This is a genomic window from Aeromonas sp. PS2Canimalfood6 (genome assembly GCF_048276795.1).
In the GTDB taxonomy this organism is placed as follows: domain Bacteria; phylum Pseudomonadota; class Gammaproteobacteria; order Enterobacterales; family Aeromonadaceae; genus Aeromonas; species Aeromonas caviae.
The window spans coordinates 128,120-143,463 of record NZ_JBLUXC010000001.1; the positions used below are offsets into that span (position 1 = coordinate 128,120).

At 60.6% G+C, this 15,344-nt stretch carries 10 protein-coding genes; 9 read left to right on the plus strand and 1 reads right to left on the minus strand.

Annotated features, from left to right (window positions below):
* The first annotated feature begins 29 nt into the window (after positions 1–29).
* From ACNPAA_RS00595 to ACNPAA_RS00615, 5 genes are all read left to right on the plus strand, one after another.
* Positions 30–3,104 carry a beta-galactosidase gene (locus ACNPAA_RS00595; protein WP_417891502.1) on the plus strand — a complete coding sequence of 1,025 codons (3,075 nt, stop codon included), beginning with the start codon at positions 30–32 and terminating at the stop codon, positions 3,102–3,104.
* A gap of 219 nt (positions 3,105–3,323) precedes the next feature.
* Positions 3,324–4,310 (plus strand): galactose/glucose ABC transporter substrate-binding protein MglB, encoded by a 987-nt coding sequence (gene mglB, locus ACNPAA_RS00600; RefSeq protein ID WP_417891503.1) that lies wholly within the window; start codon positions 3,324–3,326, stop codon positions 4,308–4,310.
* Positions 4,311–4,363: 53 nt separating this feature from the next.
* On the plus strand, positions 4,364–5,884 hold the full coding sequence (gene mglA, locus ACNPAA_RS00605; RefSeq protein ID WP_043153953.1) for a galactose/methyl galactoside ABC transporter ATP-binding protein MglA: 1,521 nt from the start codon (positions 4,364–4,366) through the stop codon (positions 5,882–5,884).
* A 15-nt stretch (positions 5,885–5,899) separates the two neighbouring features.
* Entirely contained in the window at positions 5,900–6,910 is a 1,011-nt protein-coding gene (gene mglC, locus ACNPAA_RS00610) for a galactose/methyl galactoside ABC transporter permease MglC (protein WP_010676014.1), read from the plus strand.
* A gap of 57 nt (positions 6,911–6,967) precedes the next feature.
* A complete protein-coding gene (locus ACNPAA_RS00615; protein WP_039039635.1) occupies positions 6,968–8,701 on the plus strand; it encodes a methyl-accepting chemotaxis protein in 1,734 nt (577 codons plus the stop codon).
* A 782-nt stretch (positions 8,702–9,483) separates the two neighbouring features.
* Here the strand turns inward: ACNPAA_RS00615 and ACNPAA_RS00620 are convergent.
* Positions 9,484–9,660, minus strand: coding sequence for a hypothetical protein (locus ACNPAA_RS00620; protein WP_152551730.1), 177 nt, complete (start codon positions 9,658–9,660; stop codon positions 9,484–9,486).
* 746 nt (positions 9,661–10,406) lie between these two features.
* Here ACNPAA_RS00620 and arcA point away from each other — a divergent pair.
* The 4 genes from arcA (at position 10,407) to ACNPAA_RS00640 (ending at position 15,227) form a co-directional block, all read left to right on the plus strand.
* Entirely contained in the window at positions 10,407–11,627 is a 1,221-nt protein-coding gene (gene arcA / locus ACNPAA_RS00625; RefSeq protein WP_417891504.1) for an arginine deiminase, read from the plus strand.
* Positions 11,628–11,689: 62 nt separating this feature from the next.
* Positions 11,690–12,616: a carbamate kinase gene (gene arcC, locus ACNPAA_RS00630; RefSeq protein ID WP_200164618.1), complete on the plus strand. Its 927-nt coding sequence runs from the start codon at positions 11,690–11,692 to the stop codon at positions 12,614–12,616.
* A 78-nt stretch (positions 12,617–12,694) separates the two neighbouring features.
* The gene (argF, locus tag ACNPAA_RS00635; RefSeq protein WP_010676009.1) at positions 12,695–13,699 is read left to right on the plus strand and encodes an ornithine carbamoyltransferase; all 1,005 of its coding nucleotides are present in this window, start codon (positions 12,695–12,697) and stop codon (positions 13,697–13,699) included.
* A gap of 121 nt (positions 13,700–13,820) precedes the next feature.
* A complete protein-coding gene (locus tag ACNPAA_RS00640) occupies positions 13,821–15,227 on the plus strand; it encodes a YfcC family protein (protein ID WP_417891505.1) in 1,407 nt (468 codons plus the stop codon).
* The last annotated feature ends 117 nt before the right edge of the window (positions 15,228–15,344 follow it).

The following is a 15,344-nucleotide window of genomic DNA, read 5'->3' on the forward strand; positions in this document are numbered from 1 at the left end:
TTCAGCGTGAATGCAGGGAGAAGTGAAGCATGCTCAGGGAGATAGTGGCCCGTCAGGATTGGCAGACCCAGGGGATCACCGCCGTGAACCGGTTGCCAGCCCATACCCCCTTGTCCAGTTGGCGCAGTGAAGGGGAAGCCAGGATGGGGGGGTTGTCACCTTCCCGCCTGCTGCTGGACGGCGAGTGGCAGTTCTCCTGGTTCGAGGCCCCGGAGCGGGTGCCGGAGCAGTGGCTGGTAGAGGATCTGCCGGATGCCTGCCCCATCAAGGTGCCGGGCAACTGGCAACTGGCTGCGGCCTATCCGGGGGCGCGGCCCATCACGGATGTGCCCATCTACACCAACATCAAGTACCCCTTTCCCTGCGACCCGCCCCGGGTGCCTGCCGAGAACCCCACCGGTTGCTACTCCCGCGAGTTCACCGTTGCTGCGGACTGGCTGGCCGAGGGGCAGACCCGGATCATCTTCGACGGGGTGGACAGCGCGTTTCACCTCTTCTGCAACGGCCGCTGGGTCGGTTACTCCCAGGACAGCAGGCTGCCGGCGGAATTCGATCTGACCCCCTTCCTTCAGGCCGGGGCCAACCGCCTCGCCGTCCTGGTGCTGCGCTGGTCTGACGGCTCCTATCTGGAAGATCAGGACATGTGGCGCATGAGCGGCATCTTCCGCTCCGTCAGCCTGCTGCACAAACCGACCCGTCATCTGATGGATATCCGGGTGACGCCCGAGCTCGACGCCTGCTACCGGGATGCCCACCTCAAGGTTGAATTGCAGGCGGCCAACGGAGCCGGTCTGTCGGTGGAGGCCAACCTCTATGATGGCGACGAGCGGGTCGCGACCCTGCGCCAGCGGATCGGCACCCAGGCCATCGACGAGAAAGGGGTGTATGACGATCGCGCCGAGTTGTGGCTGACGGTAACGGCGCCACACAAGTGGAGCGCCGAGACCCCGCACCTCTATCGCCTGACCCTGACCCTGCTGGACGAGCAGGGAAGCGCTCTCGAGAGCGAGGCCCATGACGTGGGCTTTCGGGCGGTGGAGATCCGTGGCGGCCTGCTGCGGGTCAACGGTCAGCCCCTGCTGATTCGTGGTGCCAATCGCCATGAACACCATCCCGCCACCGGTCACGTGGTGACCCCGGCCGACATGGAGCAGGATCTGCTGCTGATGAAGCGGCACAACTTCAACGCGGTGCGCTGCTCCCACTATCCCAATCACCCCGAGCTCTATCGCCTGTGCGACCAGCTCGGCCTCTATGTGGTGGACGAGGCGAACCTGGAGACCCACGGCATGACCCCCATGGGGCGGCTGGCGCGGGATCCCGCCTGGAGCAACGCCTTCCTGGAGCGGGTTACCCGCATGGTGGCCCGGGACTTCAACCACCCCAGCATCATCATCTGGTCTCTGGGGAACGAATCCGGTTATGGCCCGGCCCACGACGCCATGTATCGCTGGGTGAAGGGGGCGGACCCCAGCCGCCCGGTGCAGTACGAAGGGGGCGGGGCCGACACCCCGGCCACCGACATCATCTGCCCCATGTATGCCCGTACCCATCAGGATCAACCCTTCCCGGCGGTGCCCAAGTGGGCACTGGCCAAGTGGATCGGCCTGCCGGAAGAGACCCGGCCGCTGATCCTGTGCGAATACGCCCACGCCATGGGCAACAGCCTGGGGGGCTATGCCCATTACTGGCAGGCATTTCGCGATCATCCGCGGCTGCAGGGTGGGTTTGTCTGGGATTGGGTCGATCAGGGGCTGGACAAGCAGACCGACGATGGCCGCCATTTCTGGGCCTATGGTGGCGATTTCGGCGACACTCCCAACGATCGCCAGTTCTGCTGCAACGGCCTGCTGTTCCCCGATCGCACCCCCCATCCCTCCCTGTTTGAAGCCCGGCGTGCCCAGCAGCCCTTTGTTCTGACCCTGCAGGGTCGCCAGCCGCTGACGGTGGAGATCCGCAGCGAATACCTGTTCCGCGAGACGGACAACGAACGCCTGCAGTGGCGTCTGTGTGAAGACGGCGTGGTGGTGAGCCAGGGTGAATGCCCGCTCGAGCTGGCCCCCCGGGGGAGCGTGACGCTGACCCTGCTGGAGCAACTGCCGGCCTTTGCGCCGGGGGCGCTCGCCTGGCTGGATCTCGCCATCGTGCAGCCCACCGCCACGGCCTGGGCCGGAGCGGGTCACGAGGTGGCTCGCCAGCAATGCCTGTTGCCCGCGCCCCTGGCGCTGCCATCGGCCTGCCCGGCGGTCAGCCTGACCGAGCAGCGCGATCACTGGGTGCTTGGCGCCGCAGATTCCCTGTGGCAGCTCGACAAGGCCAGTGGTCGCATCGTCAGCTGGCAGAAACAGGGCCGCGAACGGCTGCGCGACGCCATCGCCGATCACTTCTATCGGGCGCCGCTCGACAACGATATCGGCACCAGCGAGGCGGATCACGCCGATCCCAACGCCTGGATTGCCCGCTGGCAGGAGGCCGGACTCAATGATCTGCAGCACCGCTGTCTCGGCCTGGAGGCGAGTCCGGAGCTGGGTCTCATCACGGCGCACCACGGCTACTTCGTGGGTGACGAACCGAAGATCCTGACCCGCTGGCATCACAGGGTGGACGGGGAGGGCGCCATGCACCTCGCCATCGAGGTGGAGGTGGCCGCCGATATGCCCTCCCTGCCGCGCATCGGTGCCCGGCTCTGGCTGGCCGATGAACCGGCCGAAGGTGCCCCGGTGAGCTGGCTGGGGCTTGGCCCCCACGAGAATTACCCGGATCGCCGGCTCGCCGCCGATCTCGGTCGCTGGCAATTGCCCATCGAGGCGTTGCACACCCCTTATGTCTTCCCCACCGACAACGGGCTGCGCTGCGATACCCGCGCACTGCAACTGGGGGATCTGGTGGTGGAGGGGCGCTTCCACTTCAGTGTCAGCCGCTACAGTCAGCAGCAGCTGACCGAAGCCCGTCACCAGACCGATCTGGTGGCTCTGGGGGGCACGCACCTGTGCCTCGATGGCTTCCACATGGGGGTGGGAGGCGACGACTCCTGGAGCCAGAGCGTGCGGCCCGAGTTCTGGCTGTTGCCGGGTTGTTATCAGTGGCACTGCCGTCTGAGCTAGCCGGACCCGCCGTCGCGAGATGGCGAGACCCAAAGGCAGTTTCTCACGTAACTATTTAATTTTTAACAATATTACGGCTATGTAACAGAGTGTAAACGTTTTCATTATGTTGCCAGGATCACAGACCGCCTCACAACAAACTGATTACATTAGGCTGGCGCCAGCTCAAACGGTGTACAGCATTCCCTACAAAAAACAGATAGAGATCGGAGCATAACAATGAAAAAACTCACGACAGTTGCCACCTTGCTGATGGGACTGATGGCGGGAGCCCAAGCCCAGGCCGATACCCGTATCGGTGTCACCGTCTACAAGTATGACGACAACTTCATGGCCGTGGTGCGCAAGGCCATCGAGAAGGAAGCGGCAGCCAATCCCGGCGTGGAACTGCTGATGAACGACTCCCAGAATGACCAGTCCAAGCAGAACGACCAGATCGACGTATTGCTGGCCAAGGGCGTGAAGGCGCTGGCCATCAACCTGGTCGACCCGGCGGCGGCCCCTGTCGTGATCGAGAAAGCCCGTGCGGACGAGATCCCCGTGGTGTTCTACAACAAGGAACCGAGCGCAGCCGATCTGGCCAGCTACGACAAGGCCTACTACGTAGGGACCGACTCCAAGGAGTCCGGCATCATCCAGGGCGAGCTGATCGCCAAGCACTGGAAGGCCCATCCCGAGTGGGATCTGAACAAGGATGGCGTCATCCAGTTCGTGCTGCTCAAGGGTGAGCCTGGCCACCCGGATGCGGAAGCACGCACCACCTACGTCGTCAAGACCCTGAACGATGGCGGCATCAAGACCGAGCAACTGCACATGGATACCGGTATGTGGGATACCGCCATGGCCAAGGACAAGATGGACGCCTGGATCTCCGGTCCGAACGCCAACAAGATCGAAGTAGTCATCGCGAACAACGACGGCATGGCGATGGGTGCCGTGGAATCCCTGAAGGCCCAGGGCAAGACCGCCATCCCGGTGTTCGGTGTTGACGCCCTGCCGGAAGCCCTGGCCATGGTCAAGAGCGGTGCCATGGCTGGTACCGTGCTGAACGATGCGGCCAACCAGGCCAAGGCCACCTTCGAGCTGACCAAGAACCTGGCCGAAGGCAAGCCGGCCGGTGAAGGCACCAACTGGAAGATCGACAACAAGGTCGTCCGCGTTGCCTACGTGGGCGTAGACAAAGACAACCTGTCCCAATTCGAGTAATTCCTCCCCTCAGGGCAAGGGAGATCCCCTTGCCCTCTTTTCAACCAGATGTGATGGCTGATATGACAACACGGCAACAATCAGAATGGCTGTTGGAGATGATTGACGTCAGTAAGAGCTTTCCTGGCGTCAAGGCACTCGATAATGTCAATTTACGGGTCCGTCCTCATTCTGTGCATGCGTTGATGGGCGAGAATGGCGCAGGGAAGTCCACGCTGCTCAAGTGCCTGTTCGGCATCTACGAGAAGGATCAGGGCAAGATCTTCTTCAAGGGACAGGAGATCAACTTCACCTCGTCCAAAGAGGCGCTGGAGAATGGCGTTTCCATGGTGCACCAGGAGCTGAACCTGGTACTGCAACGCACCGTGATGGACAACATGTGGCTCGGCCGCTATCCCACCAAGGGACTGTTTGTCGACCACGGCAAGATGTATCAGGACACCAAGCATATCTTCGAGGAGCTGGACATCGACATCGACCCCAGGGTCAAGGTCGGCACCCTGTCGGTTTCCCAGATGCAGATGATCGAGATTGCCAAGGCATTCTCCTATGACGCCAAGATCGTCATCATGGACGAACCCACCTCCTCCCTGACCGAGAAAGAGGTCAACCACCTCTTCAAGATCATCAACAAGCTCAAGGAGAAGGGGTGCGGCATCGTCTACATCTCCCACAAGATGGAAGAGATCTTCCAGCTCTGTGACGAGATCACCATATTGCGGGATGGCCAGTGGGTGGCGACCCAGCCCCTCCAGGGCATGACCATGGATCAGATCATCGGCATGATGGTCGGCCGCGAGCTCACCCAGCGCTTCCCGGAAAAAACCAACCAGCCCAAAGAGGTGATCCTCGAGGTCGAGCACCTGACGGCCAAGAACCAGCCTTCCATCAAGGACGTGACCTTCAACCTGCACAAGGGGGAGATCCTCGGCATCGCCGGTCTGGTGGGGGCCAAGCGCACCGACATCGTGGAGACCCTGTTCGGCATCCGCGATCGCAGCGAAGGGACCATCAAGCTGCACGGCAAAGAGGTGGCGAACCACAACGCCCACGAGGCGATCCAGAACGGCTTCGCCCTGGTGACCGAGGAGCGCCGCTCCACCGGGATCTATTCACGCCTCGACATCGCCTTCAACTCCCTGATCGCCAACATGGACAACTACAAGGGATCCATGGGGCTGCTCAGCGACAACAAGATGAAGAGCGATACCCAGTGGGTCATCGACTCCATGCGGGTCAAGACACCGACCCAGCAGACCCAGATCGGCTCCCTCTCCGGTGGCAACCAGCAGAAGGTGATCATCGGTCGCTGGCTGCTGACCCAGCCCGAGATCCTGATGCTGGATGAACCGACCCGGGGTATCGACGTCGGCGCCAAGTTCGAGATCTACCAGCTCATCCTGGAGCTGGCGAAGAAGGACAAGGGCATCGTCATCATCTCCTCCGAAATGCCGGAACTGCTCGGCATCACGGACCGCATCATGGTCATGAGCAATGGCCGGGTCGCGGGGATCGTCAACACCAAAGAAACTGACCAGAGCGAGATCCTGCGCCTGGCATCTCTGTACCTATAAAGACAGGAAGACATTATGGAGTCGGCTAAAAATTTCAATCTGATGCAGGCGCTCAAAGAGAACGGCATCTATGTGGTGTTGCTGGTGTTGCTCATGATCATCGTGATCAAGGAGCCTTCCTTCCTCAGCCTCACCAACCTCAGCAACATCCTGACCCAGTCCTCGGTACGGGTCATCATTGCCCTCGGGGTGGCGGGCATCATCATCACCCAGGGTACTGACCTGTCGGCCGGTCGCCAGGTCGGCCTGGCGGCGCTGATCGCGGCCACCATGCTGCAGGCCCTGACCAACGTCAACAAGGTCTTCCCCACCCTGGGGGAGGTGCCCATTCCGGCGGTGATCCTGCTGGTGTGCGTGGTGGGGGCCCTGATTGGTCTGGTCAACGGCCTGATCGTCGCCTACCTGAACGTGACGCCCTTCATCACCACCCTGGGCACCATGATCATCGTCTACGGCATCAACTCCCTCTATTTCGACTCCGTGGGGGCTTCTCCGGTGGCCGGGTTTGATCCTCGCTTCTCCAACTTTGCGCAGGGCTTCATCCGGATTGGCGGGTTCAAGCTCTCGTACCTGACCTTCTATGCGGCCATCGCCAGCGTCTTCGTCTGGGTGCTGTGGAACAAGACCCGCTTTGGCAAGAACATCTTCGCCATCGGTGGCAACCCGGAAGCGGCCAAGGTGTCCGGTGTCAACGTCGCCGTCAACCTGGTGGTCATCTATGCCCTGGCCGGTGTCTTCTACGCCTTCGGCGGCATGCTGGAAGCGGGGCGGATCGGCAGTGCCACCAACAACCTCGGCTTCATGTATGAGCTGGATGCCATCGCGGCCTGCGTGGTGGGGGGCGTTTCGTTTGCCGGCGGTGTGGGAACTGTCGCGGGTGTGATCACCGGCGTACTTATCTTCACGCTGATCAACTATGGTTTGACCTACATCGGTGTCAGCCCTTACTGGCAGTTCATCATCAAGGGCGGCATCATCATCCTGGCGGTAGCCCTGGACTCCATGAAGTACGCCAAGAAGAAGTAAGCATTGGCAGGGAGGGCCGGGTCATCCCGGCCCTTTCTCTTTGGAGGGACCCATACCATGGCATTCAAAGTCAAAATCAACGTGCTGTTGCTGCTCGCCATTCTGGTCACCATCGGTACCGCCTGGTTCAGCGTCAACCATTTCATCAGCGGCTACATCCGCACCCAGGCTACCCAGAACATCAACGAGCAGATCACCCTGGTCAGGGAGAAGCTAGCGGGTGACATCAACCAGAAGGTGCTGCTGGCCGCCAACCTCAACCTCGGGGTGACCAGCGTCAAGAAGGCGCTGCAGGAGACCGGCTTTCACAACATCGTCAAGCTCATTGGCGACATGGCATTCGACGCGAACGGGGTCATCGACGACAAGGCCAGGGTTGACGCACTGCGCAAGCTGATCCCCGCCGCCAACAACCAGATCACCGTCAGCCCGCTGGAGCAGCTGGACGGCAAACCCGTCATCTCCATCCTGGTGCCGCGCGGTGCCGACTCCGCCTACCTCTACTACCTCGACATGAGCGAGTTCAAGACGCTGCTGACCAAGGTAAGCGGGGAAGGGCGTTACTTCTCCCTCACCGACAGCCAGGGACAGGTGCTCTACAGCAGCAAGCCCCAGGGAGAGAGCGAGAGCCGCCCCAACAAGCTGGATATTCGCGGCAGCGAGTGGACCCTGACCGGTTATGTGGATCTCGACTATATCCGGGCCATGACCCAGGCGCTCAACGGCAAGATCACCCTGGCCCTGCTCGGGGTGGCGGCGCTGGTACTGGCCCTCTCCATGGTGGCCCTCAACCTGGCCTATAGACCCATCCTCTCCTTGCGCGACCTGGTGCAGGAGCTCTCCCAGGGCAATGGGGATCTGACCCGCCGGCTCACGGTGACCAGCAAGGATGATCTCGGCCAGATCTCGGCGGGCATCAACCGTTTCATCGAGCAGTTGCAGGGCATGATGGGGGAGGTGAGACAAGCGAGCGGCCAGCTCAATGAAGGGATATCGGCATTGGCGAGGCAGACGGGGTCGGCCCAGGGCCTGCTGGCGGAGCATGTGCGGGAGACCGAACAGGTGGTCACCGCCATCAACGAGATGAGCCGTACTGCCGTCTCGGTATCGGAGAGCGCGGCCAATACTGCCCAGCTGACCGGCCAGAGCCAGCAACTGGCCAACCAGTCGCGTCAGGTGGTGGATCAGGCCATGGCCAGCGTCACTGCGCTGGTGACGGAGGTGGAGGCCACGGCACACTCCATCGAAGCCATGCAGCAGGATGTGCAGCAGATAGGCTCGATTCTCGGGGTCATCGGTGGCATCGCAGAGCAGACCAACTTGCTGGCCCTCAACGCTGCCATCGAGGCAGCCCGGGCTGGTGAGCAGGGGCGGGGGTTTGCGGTGGTGGCGGACGAAGTGCGCTCTCTGGCGGGACGCACCCAGAAGAGCACTGCCGAGATCCAGACCATGCTGACCCGGCTGCAACGGGGTACCCAGACCGTGGTGGCCGCCATGGGCAACACCCGACAGAGCTGCCAGGATGCGGCGGAAAACACCAGCAAGGTGAATGCGTCACTGGATCTGATGGCGGGAGAAGTGGTGGAGATCAACGATCTCATCAGCCATATCGCCACGGCCGCGGAGGAGCAAAGTGCCGTCGCCGAGGAGATCAATCGCAACATGAGTGCCATCGCCGAGGTGATCACCCAGCTCAAGGGGAATGGCGAGCGCACCGTGGACAGCTCGAATGCCATGCAGCGCACCTATGACAGGCTGCGGGAGATAGTGGGGCACTTCCGGCTGGAATAGCGCCGGCTGGGCGAGTCCCGGGTACCCTGGCCAGCAATGCCGTGGCCGGGGTGACCCATCAGCGGGCAGACGTGAAAAATACCCAAAAAAGATGGGGGCGACTTGCGTCGCCCCCGATAGTCTTATCGCTCATATCCTTGAACGAAGTTGCTCCCTGCAATCCCTGACTATACCTCTTCCTTTAGGTTTCCCCTTCCCAATCCTTTGGGGTGTCCTTTAGCCATCATGGCCTGACGAGTCATCCTTTCCCGTCGCACTTTCTCCGTCCTGGGAGGTGTCCTTTACCACATCCTGTGGTGAGTCCATTTGCCCAACCCTGGCAGCCAGTCTTCCTGACCGACTTCATTGCGTCCGTGCAGGAGTAACTATAAGGATTTCACGCAGGGCGACAACGGCATGTTGAAAAACGTTTTTTCTCAACTCGTTTCTCGCGAAATGATATAGACATTATTTTGTTATTAATCATTGTGTTGTCAGTGTTGCTTGTGGTTTTTTCACGCTTATCTTCCGACTATGGCGAGAATTTTTATGGCGTTTTACTCACTCATGTAATGGCGAATGTCTCACAGGCCGTTTACCTGGGGTTCAGAAAAGTCGGCGCTACCGGTGTCGATCGCAGATGGGCGCATGCGGGAGCCGACATCCAGGGGCGTGGTGTCGGCCCAATGGCAATCCCGGGGGAGTGAAGCGACGGGTCTGGATGGGGGCGAGGGCGAACGAGGGAATGGCATCACCCAAGAGGAGTGCATCCCCCCTTGGGTGAGAGGACGTGGGTGGGAGGATCAGTGGTGCTGGCTGCCGCCATACCATTGGCAAAGGTAGGCGGGCACCAGCATCTGGGGTGCCTGGTCGACATGGCATACCACCAGCGGCATGGCGGGGGCGCCCTGGGCGTGGACCAGGGCCGGGGCCATGGGCAGGACCAGGGCGACGAGCAGAAACAGCGACTTGATCTTCATGGTTATCTCCTTGATGACAGAAAAGCGTGTGATCCCGATCACTTTCTGAGTTAAGGCGAACCACGGGTTGGTGCAAGGCGCTGCAATAAATTCAACTAATGAAAAAACTTTGAATCCAGGCTGCAATGGCGCTGATGAGAAAACTCCCGCCGGGATGCGTCCAAAATGCATATCCATATAAAAGACATGGCGTGAAAGCCGTGGGCGCGAAGCCTGCCGTGCGACTTGGCGCAAATGCCATGATCTGGAACAAAAGATGGATTATTCAACCGGAATGGCGAAAGTGACTATTTATGTGGTGAACTCAAGGGGAGTGAATGACGATAAATTCATGGAGAGATATAAAAAATTCAAAAACTGAAGTGGATTATTTTATCTTTTTGATTTTCAAGTGATTTTAAAATAAAAGCTATCTCTTTATGGATAATCAAAATGAATGAAAACGCTATCTTACCGGGATTTTACGGGCGTTTTTTGCTTGTTTATGCCATGGCGACCCTGGGGCAAATATCGTTTATGTACACTCCGTCATAAATTAACTCCGGAATTTATGCAGTCTGAGTTGAATGTGATCAATGTCTAAGTTTGATGTGACCTCCAGTCCTAATCTCTGCGTCGAAAGGCAATGGCAGGATAGAACACAAGCCGAGTACCCTACATAAAGAATATCCCGCCTTAGCCACGAGCCTGAATAGAAGGAATCTATTCAATCACTCGCAGGGACCACTGCTAGACGGAATATCATCATGAGCAAATTTTATGTGGGTTCTGAAGTTGGCCAGTTGCGCCGTGTCATGTTGCACCGCCCCAACCTCAGTCTGAAGCGTCTGACCCCTTCCAACTGCCAGGATCTGCTGTTTGACGACGTCCTGTCCGTGGAACGTGCCGGTCAGGAGCACGACAAATTCGCTCAGGTACTGCGCGATCAGAATGTCGAAGTCTTCCTCCTGACCAATCTGCTGGCGGAAACCCTGGACGTGCCGGAAGCCAAAGCCTGGCTGCTGCAACACCAGGTATCCGACTATCGCCTCGGCACTGCCCTGGCCAACGACGTGCGCTGCTTCCTGGCGGACATGCCTCACCGCGAGCTGGCCCGCATCCTCTCCGGCGGCCTCACCTACTCCGAGATGCCCTACAGCGGCGTCAACATGGTGGTCGGCATGCATGCCCCGACCGATTTCATCATCGAACCGCTGCCCAACCACCTCTTCACCCGCGATACCTCCTGCTGGGTCTATGGCGGCGTCTCCATCAACCCCATGGCCAAGGCCGCCCGTCGTCGCGAGACCAACCACGTGAAGGCCATCTACCGCTGGCACCCGCAGTTTGCCGGTCAGGAGTTCATCAAGTACTTCGGTGACGAGGAGCGCGACTACGACAACTCCACCATCGAAGGGGGCGACGTCCTGGTCATCGGCCGAGGCGCCGTGCTCATCGGCATGTCCGAGCGCACCACGCCGCAAGGGGTGGAGCATCTGGCCCGCAGCCTGTTCAAGCACGGTCAGGCGAAACAGGTCATCGCCATGGAGCTGCCGAAACACCGCAGCTGCATGCACCTCGACACCGTCATGACCCACATGGACATAGACACCTTCTCCGTCTATCCGGAAGTCATCCGCAAGGATGTGAACTGCTGGAGCCTGACCCCGGGAGGTGCCACCGGGATGAACATCAAGGAAGAGGGTTACTTCGTGACCGCCATCGAGAAGGCGCTGGGGGTGGATCAGCTCAGGCTCATCACCACCGGCGGCGACAGCTTCGAGGCCGAGCGGGAGCAGTGGAACGACGCCAACAACGTGCTGACCGTGCGCCCCGGCGTGGTGGTGGGTTACGAGCGCAACACCTACACCAACGAGAAGTACGACAAGGCCGGCATCACTGTGCTGCCCATCCCGGGTGAAGAGCTGGGACGTGGTCGCGGCGGCGCCCGCTGCATGAGCTGCCCGATGGAACGTGACGGCATCTGACAAGACGGCGTGGCGCCGGCAGAGGCTGGCGCCACACACACCAAGACTCGAGAGTAACACCCATGAAAAAACCAACTGTCGTCGTCGCCCTGGGGGGCAATGCTCTGCTCCGTCGTGGCGAGCCACTCGAAGCGGACATCCAGCGCAAGAACATCGCCACCGCCGCCAAGACCATCGCCCGCATCGCCGAGGATTACAACGTGGTGCTGGTGCACGGCAACGGCCCGCAAGTCGGCCTGCTGGCCTTGCAGAACAGCGCCTACACCAAGGTCTCCCCCTATCCCCTGGATGTGCTGGGTGCCGAGTCCCAGGGCATGATCGGCTACATGCTGATCCAGGAGTTGAAGAACCTGATGCCGAGCCGCAACGTCACCGCGCTGCTGACCCAGGTGCAGGTCGATCCGAAGGATCCGGCGTTTGCCAACCCGACCAAATTTATCGGCCCCGTCTACGAAGAGGCGGAAGCCCGCACCCTGGCAGAAGAGAAGCACTGGGTGGTCAAGGCAGACGGCAAGTTCTTCCGCCGCGTGGTGCCGTCCCCGCTGCCCCAGCGCATCGTCGAAGGCGACGCCATCGAAACCCTGATCGCCCAGGGTCACCTCATCATCTGTACCGGTGGTGGTGGCATCCCGGTGACCTGGGATGGCCAGAGCCTGACCGGCATCGAGGCCGTCATCGACAAGGACATGTCTGCCGCCTACCTGGCCAAGCAGATCAAGGCCGACGCCCTGCTGATCCTGACCGATGCCGATGCCGTCTATCTGGATTGGGGCAAGCCGACCCAGCGTCCGCTGCGGGTCACCAGCCCGGACGAGCTGGCCGGGGTCAAGTTCGATGCCGGCTCCATGGGGCCCAAGGTCGAAGCCTCCTGTGAATTCGTCAAGGCGACCGGCGGCATGGTCGGCATCGGCTCCCTGGAAGATGGCCTCGCCATCCTCAAGGGGGAAGCCGGCACCAACATCGTCGCCACCAATACCGTCAATGCCTGAGCCAAGGCTCTGGTCTGAACAACTGCGTAGTCAATGACACTGCCAAATTGGTCTGAACAAATATAGAGAGAACTCATCATGGCTTTTAATCTGCGTAACCGTAACTTCCTGAAACTGCTGGACTTCACCCCTCGCGAAATCCAATACATGATCGATCTGGCCATCGACCTGAAGAAAGCCAAATACGGTGGCTATGAGCGCAAGCATCTGGTCGGCAAGAACATTGCCCTGATCTTCGAGAAGACCTCCACCCGCACCCGCTGTGCGTTCGAAGTGGCGGCCTTCGACCAGGGCGCCCAGGTCTCCTACCTCGGCCCGAGCGGTTCCCAAATCGGTCACAAGGAGTCCATGAAGGACACCGCCCGGGTGCTGGGCCGCATGTATGACGGCATCGAATACCGCGGCTACGGCCAGGAGATCGTCGAAGAGCTGGGGGCCCACGCCGGTGTGCCGGTCTGGAACGGCCTGACCAACGAATTCCACCCGACCCAGATCCTGGCGGACTTCATGACCATGCTGGAGCACGGCAAGGGCAAACGTCTGGATCAGATCAAGTTCGCCTACCTGGGTGACGCCCGCAACAACATGGGCAACTCCCTGATGGTGGGTGCCGCCAAGATGGGCATGGACATCCGCCTGGTGGCGCCGAAAGCCTTCTGGCCGGAAGAGGAGCTGGTTGCCACCTGCCGCCTCATCGCCGAAGAGACCGGTGCGCGCATCCACCTGACCGAAGACGTGAAAGAGGGTGTGCTGGGTGCCGACTTCCTCTACACCGACGTCTGGGTCTCCATGGGTGAAGCGAAGGAAGCCTGGGATCAACGGGTCAAACTGATGACCCCGTATCAGGTCAACATGGATGTCATCAACGCGACCAAGAACCCGGATGTGAAGTTCATGCACTGCCTGCCGGCGTTCCACAACGACGAGACCACCATGGGCAAGGAAGTGGCCGACAAATATGGCATGAAGGGCCTGGAAGTGACCGAGGACGTGTTCGAATCCGAGCACAGCATCGTCTTCGACGAGGCGGAAAACCGGATGCACACCATCAAGGCAGTGATGGTGGCTACGCTGGGCGACTGACGTCGTCAGTGGTGCCGGGGGGTGACCCCCGGCTTTTCAACCATGTGACAGCGGCATAATACCTCCAACCCTACGACCCGCAGCCTGCATGGATACCACACCCACAGAAGGAAGCTGGACCATGACCAAATTCAAGTTCCCGTCAGCCTACACGATACTGTTTGTGCTGATCGCCCTGGTGGCCGCCCTGAGCTGGATAGTGCCGGCCGGCAAATACGAGATGACCATGAACGAGGCCCTCGGCAAGGAAGTGCCGGTGGCCGGTACCTACAAACTGGTGGATGCCAATCCCCAGGGGATTGTCGACGTGCTGCTGGCACCCATCGACGGTCTCTACAATCACGACACCTATGAGGCTGGCGCCATCGACGTCTCCCTCTTCATCCTGATCATCGGTGGCTTCCTTGGCATCGTGACCAAGACAGGTGCCATCGATGCTGGTATCGAGCGCGTCACCGATCGCCTGCGTGGCCGTGAAGAGTGGATGATCCCGATCCTGATGGCGCTGTTCGCCGCAGGGGGCACCATCTACGGCATGGCGGAAGAGTCTCTGCCGTTCTACACCCTGCTGGTGCCGGTGATGATGGCCGCCCGCTTCGACCCCGTGGTCGCTGCCGCGACCGTGCTGCTGGGGGCCGGTATCGGTACCCTGGGCTCCACCATCAACCCGTTCGCCACCGTGATCGCCGCCAACGCGGCCGGCATCTCCTTCACCGACGGCATCTGGTTGCGGGTCGCCATGCTGGTGGCCGGCTGGCTGATCTGCGTGGCCTATGTGATGCGTTACGCCAAGATGGTGCGAAGCGATCCCAGCAAGTCCCTGGTGGCCGACAAGTGGGAAGAGAACCGTGCCCACTTCCTCGGCAACAAGAGCGACCAGATGCTGGAGTTCACCACCACCCGCAAGATCGTGCTGGGTATCTTCGTCGCCGCCTTTGCCGTGATGATCTATGGGGTGGCCGTGCTGGGCTGGTGGATGGCGCAGATCTCCGGCGTGTTCCTGGCTGCCGCCATCATCGTCGGCGTCATCTCCCGCATGAGCGAGGAGGAGCTGACCTCCAACTTCATCGACGGCGCTCGTGACCTGCTCGGCGTGGCCCTCATCATCGGTATCGCCCGCGGTATCGTGGTGGTGATGGACAACGGCATGATCACCCACACCATTTTGCACAGCGCAGAGGGGATCGTGACCGGCCTCTCCACCATCGTCTTCATCAACGTGATGTTCGTGCTGGAAGTAGTGCTCTCCTTCCTGGTGCCGTCCTCCTCCGGTCTGGCGGTGCTGACCATGCCGATCATGGCGCCGCTCGCCGACTTCGCCAACGTGGGCCGCGAGCTGGTGGTCACCGCCTACCAGTCCGCTTCCGGCCTGGTGAACCTGGTGACCCCGACCTCCGCCGTGGTCATGGGGGGGCTGGCCATTGCCAAGGTGCCCTATGTGCGCTGGCTGAAGTGGGTGGCCCCGCTGCTCGGCATGCTGACCGTGCTGATCGTACTCTGCCTGAGCCTGGGTGCCCTGCTGGCATGAATGCCGACAGACATAGGGACAACAACGGGAGCCTGGGGCTCCCGTTTTTTATGGCAGGCAAGGCGGGGCGCCCGGCCTCTCCCGTGGCCTGACTCCTTGCCGCGCGGGCAACAAAAA

Excerpts from the sequence above, each read along its gene's own strand:
- arcC (WP_200164618.1), top strand. The coding sequence starts at position 11,690 with ATGAAAAAACCAACTGTCGTCGTCGCCCTGGGGGGCAATGCTCTGCTC.
- ACNPAA_RS00615 (WP_039039635.1), top strand. The coding sequence starts at position 6,968 with ATGGCATTCAAAGTCAAAATCAACGTGCTGTTGCTGCTCGCCATTCTG.
- argF (WP_010676009.1), top strand. The coding sequence starts at position 12,695 with ATGGCTTTTAATCTGCGTAACCGTAACTTCCTGAAACTGCTGGACTTC.
- mglA (WP_043153953.1), top strand. The coding sequence starts at position 4,364 with ATGGCTGATATGACAACACGGCAACAATCAGAATGGCTGTTGGAGATG.
- ACNPAA_RS00640 (WP_417891505.1), top strand. The coding sequence starts at position 13,821 with ATGACCAAATTCAAGTTCCCGTCAGCCTACACGATACTGTTTGTGCTG.
- mglB (WP_417891503.1), top strand. The coding sequence starts at position 3,324 with ATGAAAAAACTCACGACAGTTGCCACCTTGCTGATGGGACTGATGGCG.
- ACNPAA_RS00595 (WP_417891502.1), top strand. The coding sequence starts at position 30 with ATGCTCAGGGAGATAGTGGCCCGTCAGGATTGGCAGACCCAGGGGATC.
- mglC (WP_010676014.1), top strand. The coding sequence starts at position 5,900 with ATGGAGTCGGCTAAAAATTTCAATCTGATGCAGGCGCTCAAAGAGAAC.
- arcA (WP_417891504.1), top strand. The coding sequence starts at position 10,407 with ATGAGCAAATTTTATGTGGGTTCTGAAGTTGGCCAGTTGCGCCGTGTC.
- ACNPAA_RS00620 (WP_152551730.1), bottom strand. The coding sequence starts at position 9,660 with ATGAAGATCAAGTCGCTGTTTCTGCTCGTCGCCCTGGTCCTGCCCATG.